Origin of the sequence: Streptococcus parasanguinis (genome assembly GCF_023109675.1) — a bacterium.
Lineage (GTDB): Bacteria > Bacillota > Bacilli > Lactobacillales > Streptococcaceae > Streptococcus > Streptococcus parasanguinis_I.
In genome coordinates this window covers 94,895-114,807 of record NZ_JALDUR010000002.1, presented here as the reverse complement: position 1 = coordinate 114,807, position 19,913 = coordinate 94,895, and the positions used below count along the sequence as shown (strand labels likewise).

The following is a 19,913-nucleotide window of genomic DNA, read 5'->3' as shown; positions in this document are numbered from 1 at the left end:
AGCTTGTATAACCATTTTGTAGTGACGGTATTTGTCTGCAATCATTCTATAACTTTTTTAATACAAATAATTTTTTAATAAAATTTTTAAATACATCAATTTTAGATGATTTTACACCCTTAATATTTAAAAATTTATCTTTTTCTTTTACATTAATCTCTACATCCTCATTTACATGTTTCAATATACACTTATAAGCATTTTCTAAATTGTATATTGCTGTTATTTTTTCTTTATTTTGTACCATTTCATTTTTCTTCATAGAAAAATTTGTCAATAAATTTAAGATATGTCTTGATAAATCAGGTATATCGCCCAAGCAGTACATTTCTCCTTGTATAAAGAGGTCTTTAACAGATCTATATCCCTTGTTATTCGATACAATTGTTGGAATGCTATTTATTAGTGCTTCAATATATACCATTCCAAACGTTTCTATTTTTGACGTAAATACACATATATCTTTATCGGTTAAAAATTCCCAAGGTTTTTCAAGAAAACCTATGAAATGAACATTTTGAATGCTATTATTTTTTACATAATCTTTACATCTTTTTGCATATTCTTCATCTTCTGCACCAATAAATATCAATGGAATATTTGAAATATTTAAATTGTGAAAAGCTTTGATTAATTCCAACTGATTTTTATTTTCAGTTATTCTTCCAATCTGAATAATCCTATGAGAATTAGAGGTTTTTAAATTTGTACCACTTATTTCAGAGTATGGTATAAAACTTAAAATATTCTTATCAGTTAATAATTGTGATAATTCCTTTTGCAAAGAACCAGACACAGCAAAAATTTGATCAGAATAATATTCAATAAATCCAAGTTTTTCTTTATAATAACCAAATTCTCCCTCAGGGAATTCATGAATTAGCCAAAAATGACGAATATTTTCTTCAGCTGCAGCCAAAGCTCCTTGGAAGACATTAGCTGTGTTACTAATAACTAAATCAACTTTATTCTGATTCAAAATATCTCGAATTCTTTTAATATTATCCTCGTAACTTTTTACTCGCTGATAATGTGTCCCAGGTAATCCACCTGGAGCTTCTTCCCACCACCACTTAACTGCTGGAATACCAATAGCTTGAATTCCAGCTTTCTTCATCTGCTCCAAATAATTTTTTTGAACTGGTACACGATAATCAGGGAAAACGTTTAAGACTCGAAAGCCTTTACTAACTAAAAATTTCATTAAATTAAAAATTGAAATTTCGGCGCCATTATCCATTGTTCCAGTAGGTGAAATAAATAAAATTGTTTTAGTCATCGCAACTCCTAAAATACCCAATAAAATGGAATTAATAAGTAAAGAGAAATCAGATAATTGAATAATAAGGTAACTACAGTAATAGTTAGCAACTTATGCTGTTTAATTTTAAGGTTACCTAAATTTGCAATTATGGGCAAAAATAAGATGAGAAATGGAGTGAAATATCTCCCCTGGCTTCCAACAGAAATATTCGCCCCATTTCCTAACACTATAGGTGTCCATTGTAGATACATGACCGTTACAGTTGCAAGCACTTGTATTGGAAACAATAATGAAGAGACAGTTGCAAAATCTTTAGTGAAGAAATATTCTTCGCTTGATAAAAACACAAGAAATAATATGCAAATATTTACAAAAATAAGCCATAATGGAAGCTGAATAGTGAAATTCCCAAAATAACCAAACATACCTATTGTCAAAATAGTATTTAGGTCACCGTTCATATGTTGTTTTAATAATGTATTCGACAACACCCGAATGTAGTGGATTACTCCACCGTTATCTCTCATTAAATAATATAGAACAGCGAAGATTGCAAGTAATAAAACTAAATAAAACATATACTTAAATTTTGAAATAGTCTGTTTAATTACTCTTAAGGGCGTATTTAAAAAACTAAAGACACCTTCAAAATTTAATGGTATAAACGGAATAAGACATAGTAATAAAAAGTTATTTGGTTTAGTAGCTAAAAGCAATAACGATATAGGTACTAATAAAAATCCATCTTTATTTGAAAAAGTCTTTTTGTATGCTAAATTCGTTATAAAACCAATTGCTAGCATGATTTCTAAATAATTCATTACATCATAAGATAAAGAAGATGCTTGTTGAACCATTATTGGTTGTAACGAAATAAAGAATAGAGCTAGTTTACCATATTTAAAATATTTAATTAAACAAAAGACACCTATAATATAAGCTAAGGCATTAAAAATTCTGCCCATATAGATTATCATGCCTACTGTTGGCTTTATCAAACTTCCCAATGTCATACCAACCAACTGAGGAAGAAAGGAAAGAGATTTAAGGTTTAGAGTGACTTGATACGGTTCTTTTTCCATATCAAGTTTTTTATTAAGAACCTTTTCATAGTCAGTAGGGTTTACATGAGCATCACTCGAAATCTCGTTCATCCATTTAAAGGACTGTAGAGTTGGTTTGTGGACAGTTTCCCAAGTCATACGCGCGTGGTTTGTTTCGTCTGGCACACGATTAATTGGAAATACTAACATAAATGAAAAAATAAAAATCGTTGCTAAGATGAAAAATAAATTTTCAACTTTTATTTGTTTAATTTTGTTCAAAATAAGTCACCATTTCATCTTTCTTGCTTAAGGTACAATTTTCAAGGACTGCTCGGTAAGCTGATTCTGCTATGTTTTGTCTTAATTCTGGAGATAAAACTAAAGCTTCTAGCTTGTCAAACCACTGATCATCAGTAGCTAACAGACCTGTTTCACCATCAATAACCATATCCGAGAAAGCTCCTATCTTGCTTGCTACTGTTGGTACTTTCACTAAAGCAGCTTCAATCCACTTAATCTCAGATTTGGCACGATTAAAGATAGAATCCACAAGCGGTGCTAGGTTAATATCAACCTCACTAATCAAGGCAGGCAATTTATCCCAGTCCACATAATCGTGAGTTACAATTTGATTTTCAAAGGGCTTCATATCCTGAGGGATATCGAGAATCCCGACAATATGTAATTGGACATTGCTATATTTTGTAAGCAGTTGCTTAATAGCTGGTTTAATCAATTCAAAATTCTCATTATGACTAATTGAACCAGAGAAATAACCAATCTTAACAATATCAGATGTTTGAGAGTAATCTTTGATATATTGACTACTAATAGCGATTAAGTCATCAGAAGCCAAGTTGCGATTAAGTAAAACCTTACTTTGGTACTTATACAACTCCTCCTGCAATTGGTTAGTCGAAGTAATGGCACCATCACAGTTTTCTAGCATATAGCCATAATTTCGAACACCTGCATCATAGTTTCCTTTTTCAACCGAATTCAACCCTTGCGTATAACTCAATTGATCTGTATAAACCGTATCAAAGACTAAATCATCAATATCATAAAAAATCGGTTTACCATAATCTTGAGCCATATGACATAAGCGCAGTAGTTCAGGCGAGATTGGAGAACGATAGATAATAATATGACTAGCATTTTGGGCCATTGACAATTGAAAATCTGATAAGTTAGTAACCATAACTTCAAAGCCATGCTTACGTAATTGCTCTGCTTTATTTAAAACACGATAGCGCGTACATTGTGGAATAATATTTTCAACACCATCAATCAATAAAATATATTGTTCACGAGGAACAGCTTTGAATTTATTGACAATATCTTGCAAAATTGACACTGGGTAATCTGTCTTCTCAGCAACATACTCTAGCAAATCTGGAACTTCTGACTCACGCTCAAGACCTTGCCACAAGAATTGATCCTCATCATAATTTTTCAAAGCTGTGTATTTGACCAAAGGGCTACCTGCTTTAAGCATCCTCAACGGGTGAATATACATAGCAGAATCTTCGTATTCATGCACCACAGCATCGAAACGATAACCTAAATCAGAAAAATACTTGGTAAAACGTGTCTCATGTCGACCAATAGCCTTATCGCGAGAATCTGTGTCTGTCAAATGTGTCCAATATTCATAAAAAGCATCATCATTTAACATGAGCTTTTCAATAACTAGAAAATACGACTGAAGGTGCTTAGGAATATAGCCGTATGGGTTCTCCTTAGTAACATCTTCTTGCTCTTCTCCAAATGAAATACCCCAGAAATCAAGATGCTTATCAGTCATCTCTTGACAAACTTGAGACAGATCCCTCATCGGTCCAATATTGGTATCATTGACCAAGAACAGTTGATCATAATCTTTAAGCTTATCTTTACCAAGAACAAAGATCCCCTCTCTAAAGGCTGCTGTGTCATATCCCTTATTGTCACGAGTCAAAACTTGTCCATAGGGTTCAAGTGTATTGATATCTTCAACATGAAGCTGACCGTTTACAACAACAATGACATCATCCACCAACGAGAACAAGGCCTGTAAAAAACGTAATTTGTATTCTTGCAACCGATTTTCAGATTCGAAAATGACATAGACTAGCGCTCTTTTACCAGTAAATGACAGAGCAGACCGTTGACTATTTCTAAGACGACGTAACCGACGAACCTTAAGTGGGGTCACATGACGACGTAATCTAACAATTTTATCCTTTGTAGCATTTAAATAAGACTTGATTTTTCGTGGATTTTTTAATAAAACCTTCGTGATTTTAATAGGTTTAATCAGAGAATTCCCTATACGATACGAAAGAGAACTTCGAATCAGTTGTATCTCTTTACGAGCCTCTTTCAATTCTACTACTTGCGTTTGACTCTTACGATTAAGCTGTTTCTGCTTTCTTTGTAATTCTTTTACATATTCAGAAACATCATTATGGTGACTTATTAAACTTTCTAAACGATCTTCTAAAGTCATGAGATTATCACAAACTGCTTGATAAATGTCATGAGGAAGCCTATCCAGATATTTCTCAAGAACTTCGAGATAGATCTCATAATGATATCGTACGGAGTCCCTTTTTGAAATCGAATCTTTCTCAAAAACGCGATAATTAAGCTTGGTATTCGGCTGATATACTGCTTTAGCACCATTATTAATAATGAGGTTCAAGAAAAAATCATAGTCTTCAAGTTTTTTCCCTGAAAGTTTTTCATCATAATAGATACCCTTTAATATTGTTTTTTTTACTAAAGAACAGTTTGAAATATAGTTTGATTCCAATAAGTTATGTAAATCAAACTCTTGTGCTTTTAAATAGGTTTCATCTTTTTCAAAATTGTATAAATCACAATACACTATATCAGCTTGATGATTATTCGCACAATCATATAACTCCTCTACATATCTATCATCCAAGAAATCATCACTATCTACGAATAAAAAATAGTCCCCATTTAAAAGATTGAGTCCTTTATTCCTTGTTCTCACAACACCTATATTTTCGTGAGATTCAAATATCGTCACAAAAGGCGATTCTTTCAAAACCTCCTGAATAACTTCTGAGGAAGAATCTGTCGAACCATCATCAAGAACAATTAATTCAATGTTACGATAGGTTTGGTTAAAAATACTTCGCAAACATTGTTCAATGTAATTTTCATGGTTGTAGCATGTCACAACTACTGATATTAATTTAGTCATTTTTTTATCCATTTCGATATTTATTCTCCTAAATTGTCAAATTAAGTTAGACTTTTCAAGTAACCCAGAAAAACTTGGTAGGGTGATTGATAATTCAATGATTTCCTAGGAATTCTATTTCTTGAGGCTGGGACAAAAGTCCTAGCCTCTCAATTGTCTTTGGATTGTCGAGCAAGATGCAGTGGTTGAGTAGGCTCTACTACGCTGATTTCATCAGCTTTTACAGCCCTACTCAACTGTGCGGAGGTGGGACGACGAAATCGAATTCTAACAAATTACCGATTTCTGTCCCACTCTCATAATTTTGAGAAATATTCGTAAAATCCATTTGTTTCGGTAATCCGTTTCGTCTTAATAAGCCATTAGAATGTTCATTTAGACCTCGTTGACCAGGACATCCTGGATCCGCAAAGTAAATATCAATGTCATGTTCATTCGAAATAGATTTCTAATTAGAAAATTCTTTCCCACAATCAAAAGTTATCGCCTTAAAGAGATGACTGGGAACTTGAGACAACCATTGATTGATGGAGGCTTCAATATCACTTGCTTTCCGTCCATTGGTTTTCAGTGTGATGATGGCTATTGAGCAGCGTTCTACTATGGTAATGACTGCTCTTTTGTGTTTTTCTCCCACAATTGTATCCCCTTCTAGATGACCGAATTCCGTCTTAAAATTAGGATAACTGTCTGCTCTCTCACGCAAATCTCTGCGCAACGCTTGTTTTCCTCGTTTTTCGCTATGACCATTTGGTTTTCTTTTGCCTTTCCAAGGGAGATCCTCTTTCTTTAGAATACCACGGTCTGCTAGTCGATAGAGAGTTCTCATAGAACAAGAAACCCTATCTGGATAAGTTCCTTTAATGACATCAAGGCTCTAATTTTGTTCTAAATGAGTTTGGATAAAATCTATTTCTGATTGCGCAAGACTGGTTTTATTCCTGCCACAGCGTTTCTTATTGATTTTATATCAGTTATAGTAATCATAAACAGAGTGTCCCTCTTTCAGATAGTTGATGACATTGTAGATTGTCTGTTTTGATCTGCCAAGTGAAGTCACAATATCTGAAACTTTTATGTTTTCTTGATAGTAAGCCTCTATCATTAAGTTCGTTTGTGGTAAGATGAGTATTGGTCATTTATGTTAGTTCCTTTCAGACAAATGTGGTGTTTATCTGAGCTTAACATAGATGGCTTTTTCCGTCTAGCTTAATTTTACAAATTGGGAAACTAAAAAATGAAGTTATGATGCCTAAGTTGGTAATCAAACTAATAGGTTTTACAGACTGGCTAGTAATTCCATCCATTATTAGACTATGCACTTTAGAGATTTGATTGTGACTCTCATCTGCTATCCTTTTAAAAATTGTATTGATCCCACTTTCTCTAACCCTTTAGCAGCAGAAGGAATCAAAAGGAGAACATATATGTAAACATATTGACTCTTTGTTTCCCAGAAGATATGGAAAAAGAACCCTCCGAGGAAGAAAATAATTGTAAATAGCTCAAAAGCAGAAAACTTTTTACTTTTAATATTATAGACTACAGAAATCACAGTTAGTAAATAGATTGAAACAGTAAGAACTTTACCAAAAGAATTCAAAAAATAGTATCCACTTTTTTCTTCATAAATACTCTTCAAAATTCTAGAATTCTGGACATTCCCTAAGTCAGGAAGTGGGCCAGTCCATATTGATTGGAAAGTCGGTTCCAACCATGTGGATAGAATTTTTTTATAGAAAAATTCTACTGCATACATTGGTTGATTATAGAAAGTTAGCAAATTTTTTTTAAGATCATTTTTTGCTTGCTCGACAGCTTTAGGTCGATCAAAATCATTATTTTTTAGCAACAAAGAATTGTAACCATCCCACCAGCCTCCGATACTAGGTGCGACAGGACTATCTTGTGTTCCCATGGTAATATAAGCAAGCATAGGTGTCCCTTGAGGAACAGGAACATGAGTAACACTTTGATAATAGCTCTTCAAAAGGAATGATGACATAGGAATACTTATTACTATTAAGAATGTTACAATTAATTTTCGCCAATTAACATTTTCTAAGAAATTGAAAACTTGTATCAATGTAATGGCGATAACGAAAATGAAGTAATTATTTCTAATCAGACATGCTAAAGCAAAACTTAGTATACTATTCATCGCATTAGAATAGTGTAAAGTTTCATTATATTTTAAAAGATGATAGTATCCCAATAAAACAAAAAATAACCCTGGGATAGTTCCATACGCAAATAGTTGAAAGAAAAACTGTGGGAAAAATAAGAATGATAAAAGGATGGTGTAATTTGTTATTAACTTATTCTTAAAAAGTTTGAAACTAATTTTATAAATAAGGAAATTTGTTCCTAGAATAAAGAGGAGGTTAAAAAAGTAAATAAATCTTTCATTCTTAAAGAATAAAACGTATATTCTGTCTAATGTGGTTAAGCCTAATTGATGAGGGTTTACGTACAGATAATCACCTTTTTCAGTTAAACTATTAAAAACACCGTTATTAAAATCTGTTGCAGCATTATAAACAATGGCAGCATCTGCTCTTAATCCACCAACTATACGAATAATAAGAAAGAGTCCTAAAACAAAATAGACAATGGACAGGATTAAAAATAATTTTTTCGATGAAATTTTTTCTATTAAATCTTTACTTTTAAAAAGTAACAGTATAAAAAGCAGAATTAATAGTGGAAAATACCAATTTGAATAAGAAAATTCAATTCTTTCGTTTGCAGATAGGGGCATATACACTGTAAACACTAAAGAAGATAAAATTAGACCTGAAAGAATAGCGGATGTTAAATAGAAGATAAATTTATAAAATAATGATGTTATTTTTTTAAAATTGTTAAAAGTTTTCATTGTATCGACCTTTTTTATGTGTGTTTAACTAAGCCTGAATAATAGACCTTTTCTATTCAAAATTTGGTAAGATATACTTTTTAGAACGTAATGTAAGAAAGATAATAACACTATTTAGCTATTAAACGATTTCATTCCGATAGCATTGACTATTTTAAAGATTTAGATTCGCTTTATTATAAAAATTAATCTTAAATGTACACTAAGTACTTTCTAATACTGTATTGCAAACAACACATTCACAATAAATATATATAAATAAAATCTTTTACTGTTTTTCATTTTTTCCTCCTAATCATAAACAAACTAATTATTTTAATGTTGGCTCTTCAAATATTGTCTCATCAACAACTTGGCAATCCAAATAGGCCAGAAGAATTGGTAGGTCTTCTTTACCACGAGTGTTAAGTGCGATGGTTTTTGATGCTTCAGAATTTTCGTGTATACGATGGCATATAACCTTATCATATAGGCCTTTATACTCACTGATCTAATACCATGCGTACTAATCCAAACTCACTCTCGCTCCTTCATCAAAATAGAAGATTTTCAATTTCTCTCAATATCGATAAAATAACTTTGAGACTGCCTTTGTTATTAAATATTTCACATAGAAATATTTTCAAATAACATTTTTACTTACTACTTTTAATTGTTGGATTGTTAAATATAGTTTGTATAAATTTCAAAACATTTAATAATAAAAACGTTATTAATATAGATTGGCATAACAAAAAGAAAACAATCAAAGGAAATTTCGGTAAAATACTCGCAAAATCCCCCCATTTCGCGAGTATTTTAGGATACCAATATAAATCTCCGATCACAGACAATAAGTAAATAGGAAGAGTGTTCTTTGAGATAAATAGAATAACTCTTTTCAACCACTCATTTTTTATAGAGACTTTTAAGTGTATAACTGAATAAAAGATTAAACTAGACAATAGGAATACCGGAAGAATTCTATATTCGATTCCGAAACTAGTTTCTGATATTGCTGCTAACCCAAAAACATTTAAAATATCAAGAATGAAAATAACAATAACAAGTTCCTTGAAACTCAACTTCTTATTTGATGAAGCGAGAAAAGCTCCAAGAAGATAGTATGTGATAGGCCAGAGTCCTTTCCAATAATCTGGAATGATGTGCGGTAAAATCAAAAAATTTTGTTCATTGTTGTTCAATAATGAAAGAGTAGGTGAAACAATAGTTAGTAAAACTAAAATAGCTAAAACTACAACTTGATTCTTACGGCTAGTTAACGAATTGAAACCTGCATTCAAGAAAGGGATCAACAGGTATAAGCCAATATACAAATTAACATACCACGCATAGTGACTAAAGAAAAAAATATTTTCTAATAACTTCGCAAAATATTCTTCATTGAAAACTCTCATATCAAAGAAAGTATATACTGCTGCCGCGAGAGCATAAATTCCAATTACTGGTAGTAATTTTATAAAGTAAGTTTTACTAATAAGTCTTATCTTTCATTAAATAACCTGTAGTCATGATAAATATGGGAACACAGGTCATAAAAAACATCCAAATAAAAGATGATAAAAATATACTTTTATAGGTATAAGAACGACCATAATAATTGGTATGAAGAAAAAAATGCACAGCTACTATAAATACTATTGCAATACATTTTAGTATATCTATATTTAGTTTTCGCTCTTTCATAAATCTCCTTATTGTATTACCGAATGAAAAGATGGTTTCGCACCATCTTTCCATTTTAATTATTTCACTTCTTGTTTATAAAATTCTTTTAAGGCATCTTGCCAAGTTGGAATGACAAACCCTGTTGCTTTCGCTTTTGCCAAGCTCATCGTTGAGTTAAGTGGACGTTTAGCCTTAGCTGGGAATTGGCTGGAATCCACTGGCTTCACTTCTACATCCGTATCTTTGAGGATCTCAACTGCAAAGTCATACCAAGTTGTATCTTCTTCTGCATCATTTGACAAGTGATAGTAACCATATTCCTTACGATTTTCAGCCAAGTAGGTCATGAACTCTGCAAGAGTACGTGTCCAAGTTGGACGACCATGTTGGTCATTTACAACGGTCAAAGTCTTATGAGTCCTCGCAAGGTTTTGCATGGTGAAGACAAAGTTCTTACCGTAGTTCCCGAAGACCCAAGCTGTACGGATGATATAGAAGTTAGAAACATGCTTCTCAACCAATTCTTCCCCCATACGTTTTGTACGACCGTACTCTGTTTGAGGATCTGGTTCATCGTCTACTTCCCATTCTTGACCAACTGGCTTATTCCCATCAAACACGTAGTCGGTTGAGATATAGACCAAGGTTGCACCGTGCTTTTCAGACGCTTTTGCTACGTTTTCCGTACCAGTCACGTTGATAGCGTAGTCCAATTCTTTTCCTTCATCTTCAGCAGCATCAACAGCTGTGTAGGCGGCACAGTGATATACCAAGGTTGGTTTTACTTCCGCAAATACCTCGTCCACCTTCTCTGCGTTTGTGATGTCCATTTCAGCTACATCAACAGCTACATATTCTTCATTTCGTTCGTCTAACAAATGGCGAAGTTCTGTTCCAAGTTGCCCATTTGCTCCTGTGATTAATATCATGTTAAATTCCTTTCAAATGCTCTTTCCCTATCATTATAGCAAAAAAAGCAGAAGTTTTCTGCTTTTTACTTGCTTTTCTCTTTAATAACATATATTGGACGTTTCTTAGTTTCCATAAATATTTTGCCTATATATTTTCCTAAAATCCCAATGGTTAGCAATTGGAAGCCCCCAAGGAAAAGAATCACTGTCATGAGGGATGGCCAACCTGAAGTAGGATCCCCAAAGACCAAGGTGCGGATTACAATCAAAATCATCATGATAAATGCCAAAATCCAAGATAACAGTCCACCAATAAAAGCAATGTTTAATGGGGCGTCCGAGAAATTGACAATCCCTTCAATCGAGTACTTAAAGAGGGACCAAAAATTCCAAGACGTCTCTCCTGCCACGCGCTCTACATTTTTATACTCTAGATATTCTGTCTCAAATCCAACCCAAGCAAAAATCCCTTTTGAAAAACGATTGTACTCCGAAAGTTCAAGAATCGCATCGACCATTTGACGACGCATCAAACGAAAATCACGCGCCCCGTCAACCATTTCCACTTGGCTAATATGATTGATTAATTTATAAAACATCCGTGCAAAGAAGGAACGAATCGGTGGTTCCCCATCCCGGGTTACGCGTCTCGTTCCGACACAGTCTAAATCCGGCTGTTCCTCCAACTTTTGCTTCATTTCAATCAATAACTCCGGAGGGTCCTGCAGATCTACATCCATGACCGTCACATAATCCCCTGAAGCATGCTGAAGTCCGGCATAGAGAGCTGCTTCCTTCCCAAAGTTTCGTGAAAAAGAAAGGTAGTGCACATTTGAATCTGTAACATGTAGCTTTTGAAGAACAGATAGCGTACCATCTGAAGAGCCATCATTTATAAAAATATATTCAAACTTTTCTCCCATCTTCATCCGAACACGTTCCATTTCTCGATAAAACAATGGAATCGATTCTTCTTCGTTAAAACATGGGACTACAACTGATATAACCATTCATTGCTCCTATTAACATCTGCTACTAAATTATCAGTAAACTGTATATCTTCTAACTACCCTTTACAATACAGTTTTGCAAACAGTTTTAATAAACCGAGCTTTTCAATCAAGTTCATTGTAAAGATAGCTAGTTTAACCATAAACCTCTCATCTCTAATTTCTCGATCAAAAACAGAAAGAGTGGACTTCATTCCATTTATCCTGATCCAATCATTAATTTCTTTATATTGACGTAAAAACTCTGCACTTGTAGAATGTCTCCCACCGTCCAATAACCAATAAAGAGTAAATTTTTTTATAAAAAATTTAATTAATTTAGTTTCAGAAAAATCTTTAGGGATAATCGCTGCAATTTTATCAAGTACATTCTTGATATCTAAATTTGGGTTAAATCCTTTATTTAATGTATTAGAGGCACTATTCTCATTATAAAACCAATTATATCCACAATATGGGATAGTTCTTATATTTTTAGATTTTGTATATACCGTTAAGCTGAATAACAAGTCCTCAGCCAGCGGAATATCTGGAAAAGAAAGTTCGTGATCTACTAAAAATTTTTTTCTATAGATGCGAGCACATGGTGAAATCGATCTATATTTCGACCATTTATCTTTACCCAATTGGATAGAAAATAGTTGTTTACCATCTTGGTTTACTCTCTGAAGACCACCAATAACTGCATCATCTATCCCACTTGATATTTCATCATAAAACACCTGCAAGTAATCTGGGTTTATATAATCATCACTATCGATAAACATGATGAATTCACCTTTTGCAAGCTTGATACCTTCATTTCTAGTATAGGCTGCACCTTTATTTTCTCGACTCAAAGTTCTAATATTTGGAGAAAATTGTTGGTATTCATTCAATATTTTAAACGAATTATCCTTTGAACCATCATCAATTGCAATAATTTCAAATGATTTAAAACTTTGATTCAAAACGGAATCTATACATCTTTTGAGATATAATTCTGCATTATATACTGGAATAATGACACTAATCTTAGGCGCTTCTTTCACAATCTTATCCTTTATATATTTTAATAGAACCCATAGTTTTGCAAATAATTAAGATATTCAAACTTTTATATTTTTATCAAACCTCGAGCACGCAATCTTTAACCATTCGTATCCTGACTCTTTTTATAAAAACGATTTAAACATTTCGCTAATACGTTTGGCCAAAAGAGTTTAAACATCATGTAATCTTCCTTTGTTCGAGTATTGTCACTAATGGTATTACTCGTTTCAGAGTCTTCATGAATACGATGACACATTAATTTCTTTGGAACATATACAAATCTGCCATCAAATTTAGCCAAATGGTACCAGGCAAGCCAATCTAGACTAACTCTCCATTCCTCATCAAATCTAAAGCCCTTAACCAATTCTAAATTATAAGTTACAGCAGGGCAACAAATTGGATTTCCAAAAGCAAGAATCCGATTTCTCCACCACTTAGTTTTAGGGAATAATGAGATTGTTTTTAACATTAATGATTTGATTTTTAGATTTGAAGTCGGTTTAATGACCTCTCCATTTTTTTCTTCAAAATAATCAGAATAAAGAATGATAGCATCTTGATGCTTCTTTATCCTCTCTTGAATTTCCATTAAATAGGTTGGCTCATAATAATCATCTTGATGGGCTATTGTAGCATATTGGGTAGTAACAAAAGATAAAGCATTATTCCAATCTTTCCCAATCCCGCCACCTACAGTTGTATTAAACGGAATGGCATATTTTTGGCAAATACTTTCGATAAATACACTTGGAGTAGAAGTATACAAAATGATATTACTTTTTACGGTTTGGCTTAATAACGAGTTTATACAATCCTCTAAAAAAGGACTATCCCCATAAGCACAGATTACAAATGTATGATCATTCCACTGATTCATATTTTTGAATCTCCTTCCTTCTCATAATTACAAAGACAATCCAACTAGCAATGGTGTAAAACAACATAACAATAACAAAACTAAGCCCTGCTCCAAACAAGCCAAACTCCCTCATCGCTATAGGCGTAAGAATATTCGTCAATAACGCCATTGCGACATAAACATAGAGTAGATAGACTTGTTTCCTCAATATAATTAAAAAATCACCTATGACAGAAGCTATAGAATATAAAAAGCCGGAAAGCACTAAAATAGTAAGTAATAAACTATAATTTGATAAATCAATACCACTTATAATATTCAAAATAGGAATCCCTATCAAATAGGCCAGTATTGATACTACTAGTCCCAAAATCATAAGCAATAATAAAATCTTACGAATCATAGCATTAAATGTATAAAATCTTTTTTCTGACCATTGTTTTGCCAAATCGGTTATTAACGGTCTTAGTGCTAATACAAATAAACTCATAAAGAAAACAGGCATGAATAGAATACTGAAATCCCTTTGAGCACCTTCACGTAATACGCCCTCTACTAGCAATTTATCAATCACTTGTTTTGGATAATTCAATACATATACCAATAAAAAGCCGTTGACAAACAATGGAAGGCAAGTTTTCATGATGCTAATTGATCGCTTAAATGTAGCAGATGAAATCTGATTAAAAGGTATCGTTCTTATTTGTTTGGATTGGATGTAATCACCCCCAAAAACAAAAAGAACATTAAAAAAACATAAACAAATTAAAGAAAAAATTAAAGAATTTGAAAGTAACAAACTAATTAGGAGAATGATTGTGCTTAAACTATAACGAAGCACCATTAATTTCCCTGCAATATCTAAACGTTCATGTTGTTGAAATAACCCTTGGAATAAATCAGAAAAAGCGTCACAAGAACGATAAAGCACGGTTAGTATTATAATTAAAAATAAATCCCCTTTTCCAACATTATTTCCACTAAAAAGTAAATATGGAAATAATGTAACTAACATCAAACAAACTGTAATAACCCTAGTTAACCAGTATTCCAAATACGAGTAAGCTTCTTTCAAGTCAGTCGCCTGATAATTTCTTACTTGAAACATACCAATGACAATCCAGAGATTCCCAATTGCATAAGCCAAACTAAAATTATCAGCATCACTTGCGGAAGTATAACGAGAGACAATAATCAAATACAATATTGAGACTGCAGCTGCTGCTATATTTCCTGCAAAATTCCAAAAATAAATACTCCTATTTACTTTATTGTTCATTTTCATTCTCACTTCTTAATAAAGCAATCGTTTGTGACAATTTCTTAATCTGTACTGATTGTTTTGATACAGTACGAGTTAATGAAAAAATTAAAAATATTAATAAAAATGTACTTAATAAAAAAATAAAGTTACTTAGCGTCTGAATACCAAGAAATAAAGATATTGCTCCAATCAAATTAGGAAACCAAATGACTGGCAACGATAGCAAACAAAGAATGAGCCAAGAAATGACATTTCTCAGTTCAACGACTTTCTTTGCAACTAGGCGTAGAATATAAACGATAAAAATAATTACAATAAGGGTTAACCAAATATTTAACATGTTATTTCTTATATCCTCCACCAATTCTAGCCAATAGCATTGCCATTGTCACTTTGATCATATAGTAGACAGACTTACTGAATGTAATCGATGATTCTCCGTGTTCTCGCTCGTTCATTAATACAGGTACTTCTGCTACGGAATAGCCTGAGGTTAAGAGGGACACAATCGTCTCTGGTTCTGGATAATCACTTGGATATTGTTTAGCAAATTCTTCAATCACTTTTCGATCAGCCACCCGCAATCCTGAGGTTGGATCTGTTACCTTTTGACCGGTTAAAATCTTAATTAATTTTTCAAAAAATGAAATTCCAATCCGTCGCGCGAAGGAGGATTGGAAACCTTGATTTTCAATGAAACGAGAGCCAATCACCATGTTCACATTCTTCTCTTGAAGGACTTGAAGCATCTTTCTGATAAATTCAGGATTATGCTGACCATCTCCATCCACTTGAACAGCATATTGATAGCCATTTTTAACTGCATATTGATAACCAGTCTGGACAGCACCACCAATTCCTAAATTAATCGGTAAATCGATAACATTAAAGTTGTTATTGCGACAAATTTCAAGTGTTTGATCTGTAGAACAATCATTGATAATGACATAATCAAATTCAGGTGTATGTTCTTCAATCATCTTGATTGTTTTTTCAATATTTCCACTCTCATTATAAGCAGGAATAATGATCAGTAATTCTGAATTTCTCAATCCTATGTTTTCCCTTCTAAGCATATCACTTCATTATACAATAATCAGTGCATATTTTCTACTTTATACTGTCCCCTCCCCCTTTTCATGGTATAATAGAGTGAATTGATGACGGAAGGACACCTTATGTTAAAGCTGGGAATTATTGGTACGAGTTGGATTTCACATGAATTTATTAAAGCTGCTCATGAGACAGGCCACTATCACTTGGAGGCTGTGTATTCGAGAAAGATGAAGACAGCTCAAGATTTTTGTGAGTCTTATGGGTCGATCTCTTGCTACACAGACTTGGTCGATTTCTTAGACAGTGAGCTGGATGTGGTCTACATTGCTAGCCCTAATTCTCTTCACTTCACTCAGGCCAAGCTTGCTATTCTGGCAAAGAAGCATGTCATCATTGAAAAACCGGCTGTGACAAAGCCTTCAGAATGGAAGGAACTGGTCAAGCTTGCTAAGGAGCACCAGGTCTATCTCTTTGAAGCTGCCAGAAATTACCAAGAAGCAGCCTTTCAAGTGGTTAAAGACTTCCTCTCTAATCAGGAAATACTCGGCGCCAACTTTACCTTTGCCAAATATTCTTCCAAGTTGCCCGCTCTTCTAGCAGGTGAGATGCCCAATATTTTTTCAGATGTCTATGCAGGTGGAGCCTTGATGGATTTGGGAGTCTACTGCCTCTACCTGGCGATTGGCTTCTTTGGAGAACCGATCTCCAGCCACTACACCGCTCAGCAATTACCCAATTCGGTTGATCTCTATGGTCAGGGTGTTTTGATCTATCCAGATTTTCAGGTTGACATTCAGGCGGGGAAAAATATCACCAGCCATCTACCTGCTGAAATCTATACTAAGACCGGAACCCTAACTCTAAATGCTGTAGCAGCCATCAATCAGGCCCAATTTGTCAGCCATTCCGGTGAAGTCATCGATCTTCCTCTCACGCCTTGCAGTCATGTCATGCAAGAAGAGGCAGAAGCCTTTGCCCATGCCATGACTGGTCAAAAGGAGACTGCTTATCTCGAATGGTTACAAACGGCTGCTCAGGTCCATGAAACCCTCTACCAGATGCGTCAAAGCGCTGGAATACAATTTAAGGATGAAAAAGAATGAAAGAACAATTTCCACAAAGCTGGAAAGACCAGTTAGAAACACTCGGATTTGATACATTCACCGAAATTCAAGAACAAATCTTCACCCCTATCTATGAAGGAGAAAATGTCCTTGGGATCAGTCCTACTGGTACTGGTAAGACACTTGCCTACCTCTTCCCGAGCTTGCTCAAACTCAAACCTAAGAAGGCCCAACAACTCTTGATTCTGGCTCCTAATACGGAGTTAGCAGGTCAGATTTTTGATGTCACCAAACAATGGGCAGAGCCTCTCGGTCTCCAAACCCAACTCTTCCTTTCAGGATCCAGTCAAAAACGGCAGATTGAACGCCTCAAAAAAGGACCCGAAATCCTGGTCGGGACGCCTGGTCGGATCTTTGAACTGATCAAGATGAAAAAGATCAAAATGATGAATGTAGAAACCATCATTTTAGATGAATTCGACCAATTACTAAGTGATTCTCAGTACCACTTCGTCGACAAGATCAGCCACTATGCTCCCCGTGACCACCAATATATTTACATGAGCGCCACAGCCAAGGTCGATCCTGATCAACTAGAAGAAAATACCCTTCGCATTACGGTTGATGGAGTTTCCTTGGACAATATCCAACATTTTTATATGCAAGTGGATAAGCGTGACAAGGTCGAATTGCTCCGAAAACTCGCCTACGTCGAAGATTTTCGTGGTCTGGCTTTTTTCAACAGCCTGTCTGATCTGGGTAGTGCTGAAGAAAAACTACAATACCGTGGCGTTGAGGCCGTGTCACTGGCCAGTGATGTCAATGTCAAATACCGCAAGGTCATCCTGGAACGCTTCAAAGATCATCAGCTAACTCTCTTGCTTGCCACCGATTTGGTCGCTCGTGGAATCGATATTGAACATCTTGAATGTGTGATCAACTACGATATCCCTCGTGACGTAGAGACCTATACCCACCGTGCTGGTCGAACAGGGCGAATGGGGCGTGAGGGCTATGTGATCACCTTTATCACCCACCCAGAAGAACTCAAATCCTTGAAAAAATACGCTTCTGTACGTGAACTTGTTTTAAAAAATTCTCAACTCTTTTTAAATGAATAAGAAAATCCTCTGCTAGTAAATTTACTGCAGAGGATTTTTATGTTAATTTCCATTGTAATAAATGCGATGACTTTCAAGTTGGTAATCCAACAATTCATCCACCGTTACAAAGGTATAGCCTTGCGATTTGAGGTAGTCAAGGACAGTCGGTAGAGCGTCAATCGTGGTTTGATGGATATCATGCATGAGGATAATCGAACCCGGTTTGACTTCTTTTTTCACTTCATTGAGAATAGCCGTCGTATTATGTGTCTTCCAATCTAGGCTATCTACATCCCACATGATGAAGGATTGATCTACACCGTATTGGATGGCATTATTGATGGCTCCATACGGAGGGCGTGTGATCTTGGTCTGTACACCTGTCGCTTTTTGAATAGCTTCTTGGGTATCCAGGATCTCTTTTTTAGCTTTATCCAAGCTCAATTTTGGCAATTGAGGGTGATCCCAGGTATGGTTCCCGATTTGATGACCTTCTTTGCGGACTTGCTTAGCAATATCCGGATTGGCACTAACATTTTTTCCGACCATAAAGAAGGTAGCTTTGGCATTATATTTCTTTAAGATGGCAAGTGCCTGAGGGGTCGTCGTTGGATCTGGTCCATCATCAAAGGTCAGGGCAATCATCTTACGATGGCGTTCTTCAATATAGGATTGGTAAGAAGCTAGATCGTCAGGAAGCAAGCGCTCTGTATCAATCACATCATAGAATTTAGACAAGGGAACAGTGAAGGTATCGTCTCCCTTAACCTTAGTTGGAAATGGAATGGTGAAAATCCCTTTTTCATATTGGAATTCCCATTGGCTCAAATCCAACTCTGCGAAGTGGGCAACCATTTGATCAATGCTTTCCTCATCCAGCTGACGAAAGGCTAGATTCCCCCGTAATTCCCCCAAAAAGATCTGCTTGGCTCCATCTGGGTCCGAAAAAACTTGGCTCAGGGTCAGAGGATTGCCCTCATCATCCAAGTAAAAGAGGGGCAACTTCACCGTCTCATCTTTGATGAATTTCCCTTTTTTGTACTGGTATTCAGCCCGTTTGATTTGGATAGGGTGATAGCCAACAAAAGGCGCCTCTGCTTCTTCACTATGGTAGAAGGTCAGATGCTTAGGCTCTTTGGTTTTCTCATCGGTTCCTAGACGCTGAAGGTCTTCTTGGATCTTCTCTTTCACGATCTCAACAGCTTGTCCATCTTTAGTAGGATAATAAGCCGTCACATAAGAAGTTCCTAAAATCCCTTCCTGAACTTGAACATCTTTCCCTTTTTCAGAGCTTTTCTCGAGTTGGGTGACCTTATCAAACTGATCCTGATAGGCTTTTTGTTCACGAACCCTTTGAATCTTTTGATAGCCAATATACAAAAGACTCAGTAAAAGGAGATTTGTAATGATTAATAAAATAGTTTTCGTGTGTTTGAATCTCATAACTTTATTATAGCAAATTTCTCTCGAAAAAACATTCCTTTTTTGTAAATGGTTTCATAAAAAAGAGAGAGTGGGACAGAAATCGGTAATTTGTA

The 19,913-nt window shown here is 34.7% G+C and carries 16 protein-coding genes and 2 pseudogenes; 2 read left to right on the top strand and 16 right to left on the bottom strand.

Features of this window, described 5'->3' with window-relative positions; translation table 11 throughout:
- Nucleotides 1-46: 46 nt before the first annotated feature.
- The 15 genes and pseudogenes from M1G14_RS02110 to M1G14_RS02045 all read right to left on the bottom strand — a co-directional run bounded on the left by M1G14_RS02110 (nt 47) and on the right by M1G14_RS02045 (nt 16,228).
- On the bottom strand, nt 47-1,279 hold the full coding sequence (locus M1G14_RS02110; protein ID WP_049496028.1) for a glycosyltransferase family 4 protein: 1,233 nt from the start codon (nt 1,277-1,279) through the stop codon (nt 47-49).
- Between the two features lie 8 nt (nt 1,280-1,287).
- On the bottom strand, nt 1,288-2,589 hold the full coding sequence (locus M1G14_RS02105) for a DUF2142 domain-containing protein (protein ID WP_049496030.1): 1,302 nt from the start codon (nt 2,587-2,589) through the stop codon (nt 1,288-1,290).
- Nucleotides 2,576-5,527: a rhamnan synthesis F family protein gene (locus M1G14_RS02100; RefSeq protein WP_247926269.1), complete on the bottom strand. Its 2,952-nt coding sequence runs from the start codon at nt 5,525-5,527 to the stop codon at nt 2,576-2,578. Before M1G14_RS02100 ends, M1G14_RS02105 begins: the two co-directional genes overlap by 14 nt.
- 292 nt (nt 5,528-5,819) lie before the next feature.
- Nucleotides 5,820-6,666 (bottom strand): annotated as a pseudogene (locus tag M1G14_RS02095) (IS30 family transposase); the annotation flags it as partial.
- A gap of 212 nt (nt 6,667-6,878) precedes the next feature.
- Nucleotides 6,879-8,405 carry a beta-carotene 15,15'-monooxygenase gene (locus tag M1G14_RS02090; RefSeq protein WP_247926228.1) on the bottom strand — a complete coding sequence of 509 codons (1,527 nt, stop codon included), beginning with the start codon at nt 8,403-8,405 and terminating at the stop codon, nt 6,879-6,881.
- 315 nt (nt 8,406-8,720) lie between these two features.
- A pseudogene (locus M1G14_RS02085) lies at nt 8,721-8,964 on the bottom strand (glycosyltransferase family 2 protein); the annotation flags it as partial.
- A 76-nt stretch (nt 8,965-9,040) separates the two neighbouring features.
- On the bottom strand, nt 9,041-9,865 hold the full coding sequence (locus M1G14_RS02080; protein WP_345773023.1) for an acyltransferase family protein: 825 nt from the start codon (nt 9,863-9,865) through the stop codon (nt 9,041-9,043).
- A 13-nt stretch (nt 9,866-9,878) separates the two neighbouring features.
- Nucleotides 9,879-10,091 carry an acyltransferase family protein gene (locus M1G14_RS10970; protein ID WP_214255186.1) on the bottom strand — a complete coding sequence of 71 codons (213 nt, stop codon included), beginning with the start codon at nt 10,089-10,091 and terminating at the stop codon, nt 9,879-9,881.
- A 59-nt stretch (nt 10,092-10,150) separates the two neighbouring features.
- A complete protein-coding gene (rfbD, locus tag M1G14_RS02075) occupies nt 10,151-11,002 on the bottom strand; it encodes a dTDP-4-dehydrorhamnose reductase (RefSeq protein WP_247926227.1) in 852 nt (283 codons plus the stop codon).
- Nucleotides 11,003-11,067: 65 nt separating this feature from the next.
- Entirely contained in the window at nt 11,068-11,994 is a 927-nt protein-coding gene (locus M1G14_RS02070; RefSeq protein WP_247926226.1) for a glycosyltransferase family 2 protein, read from the bottom strand.
- 56 nt (nt 11,995-12,050) lie between these two features.
- Entirely contained in the window at nt 12,051-13,025 is a 975-nt protein-coding gene (locus M1G14_RS02065; protein ID WP_239683028.1) for a glycosyltransferase family 2 protein, read from the bottom strand.
- A gap of 98 nt (nt 13,026-13,123) precedes the next feature.
- Nucleotides 13,124-13,906: a glycosyltransferase family 2 protein gene (locus M1G14_RS02060; protein ID WP_049482506.1), complete on the bottom strand. Its 783-nt coding sequence runs from the start codon at nt 13,904-13,906 to the stop codon at nt 13,124-13,126.
- The gene (locus M1G14_RS02055) at nt 13,890-15,173 is read right to left on the bottom strand and encodes a lipopolysaccharide biosynthesis protein (protein ID WP_247926225.1); all 1,284 of its coding nucleotides are present in this window, start codon (nt 15,171-15,173) and stop codon (nt 13,890-13,892) included. Before M1G14_RS02055 ends, M1G14_RS02060 begins: the two co-directional genes overlap by 17 nt.
- Complete coding sequence (locus tag M1G14_RS02050) at nt 15,157-15,492, bottom strand: DUF2304 domain-containing protein (protein WP_049472006.1); 336 nt, start codon at nt 15,490-15,492, stop codon at nt 15,157-15,159. The genes M1G14_RS02055 and M1G14_RS02050 overlap by 17 nt, the downstream gene beginning before the upstream one ends.
- A gap of 1 nt (nt 15,493) precedes the next feature.
- Nucleotides 15,494-16,228, bottom strand: a complete 735-nt coding sequence (locus M1G14_RS02045) for a glycosyltransferase family 2 protein (protein ID WP_247926224.1) — start codon at nt 16,226-16,228, stop codon at nt 15,494-15,496.
- A 102-nt stretch (nt 16,229-16,330) separates the two neighbouring features.
- Between M1G14_RS02045 and M1G14_RS02040 the strand changes: the two genes are divergently transcribed.
- Nucleotides 16,331-17,311: a Gfo/Idh/MocA family protein gene (locus M1G14_RS02040; RefSeq protein ID WP_247926223.1), complete on the top strand. Its 981-nt coding sequence runs from the start codon at nt 16,331-16,333 to the stop codon at nt 17,309-17,311.
- A complete protein-coding gene (locus tag M1G14_RS02035) occupies nt 17,308-18,393 on the top strand; it encodes a DEAD/DEAH box helicase (RefSeq protein WP_247926222.1) in 1,086 nt (361 codons plus the stop codon). The genes M1G14_RS02040 and M1G14_RS02035 overlap by 4 nt, the downstream gene beginning before the upstream one ends.
- Before the next feature lie 42 nt (nt 18,394-18,435).
- On the opposite strand, the gene M1G14_RS02030 is transcribed toward M1G14_RS02035, so the two are convergent.
- On the bottom strand, nt 18,436-19,818 hold the full coding sequence (locus M1G14_RS02030) for a polysaccharide deacetylase family protein (protein ID WP_247926221.1): 1,383 nt from the start codon (nt 19,816-19,818) through the stop codon (nt 18,436-18,438).
- Nucleotides 19,819-19,913: the final 95 nt, after the last annotated feature.

Coding starts and splice junctions, on each gene's coding strand:
- M1G14_RS02110 (WP_049496028.1), bottom strand. CDS start 1,279: ATGACTAAAACAATTTTATTTATTTCACCTACTGGAACAATGGATAAT.
- M1G14_RS02100 (WP_247926269.1), bottom strand. CDS start 5,527: ATGACTAAATTAATATCAGTAGTTGTGACATGCTACAACCATGAAAAT.
- M1G14_RS02090 (WP_247926228.1), bottom strand. CDS start 8,405: ATGAAAACTTTTAACAATTTTAAAAAAATAACATCATTATTTTATAAA.
- M1G14_RS10970 (WP_214255186.1), bottom strand. CDS start 10,091: ATGAAAGAGCGAAAACTAAATATAGATATACTAAAATGTATTGCAATA.
- rfbD (WP_247926227.1), bottom strand. CDS start 11,002: ATGATATTAATCACAGGAGCAAATGGGCAACTTGGAACAGAACTTCGC.
- M1G14_RS02070 (WP_247926226.1), bottom strand. CDS start 11,994: ATGGTTATATCAGTTGTAGTCCCATGTTTTAACGAAGAAGAATCGATT.
- M1G14_RS02060 (WP_049482506.1), bottom strand. CDS start 13,906: ATGAATCAGTGGAATGATCATACATTTGTAATCTGTGCTTATGGGGAT.
- M1G14_RS02055 (WP_247926225.1), bottom strand. CDS start 15,173: ATGAAAATGAACAATAAAGTAAATAGGAGTATTTATTTTTGGAATTTT.
- M1G14_RS02050 (WP_049472006.1), bottom strand. CDS start 15,492: ATGTTAAATATTTGGTTAACCCTTATTGTAATTATTTTTATCGTTTAT.
- M1G14_RS02045 (WP_247926224.1), bottom strand. CDS start 16,228: ATGCTTAGAAGGGAAAACATAGGATTGAGAAATTCAGAATTACTGATC.
- M1G14_RS02040 (WP_247926223.1), top strand. CDS start 16,331: ATGTTAAAGCTGGGAATTATTGGTACGAGTTGGATTTCACATGAATTT.
- M1G14_RS02035 (WP_247926222.1), top strand. CDS start 17,308: ATGAAAGAACAATTTCCACAAAGCTGGAAAGACCAGTTAGAAACACTC.
- M1G14_RS02030 (WP_247926221.1), bottom strand. CDS start 19,818: ATGAGATTCAAACACACGAAAACTATTTTATTAATCATTACAAATCTC.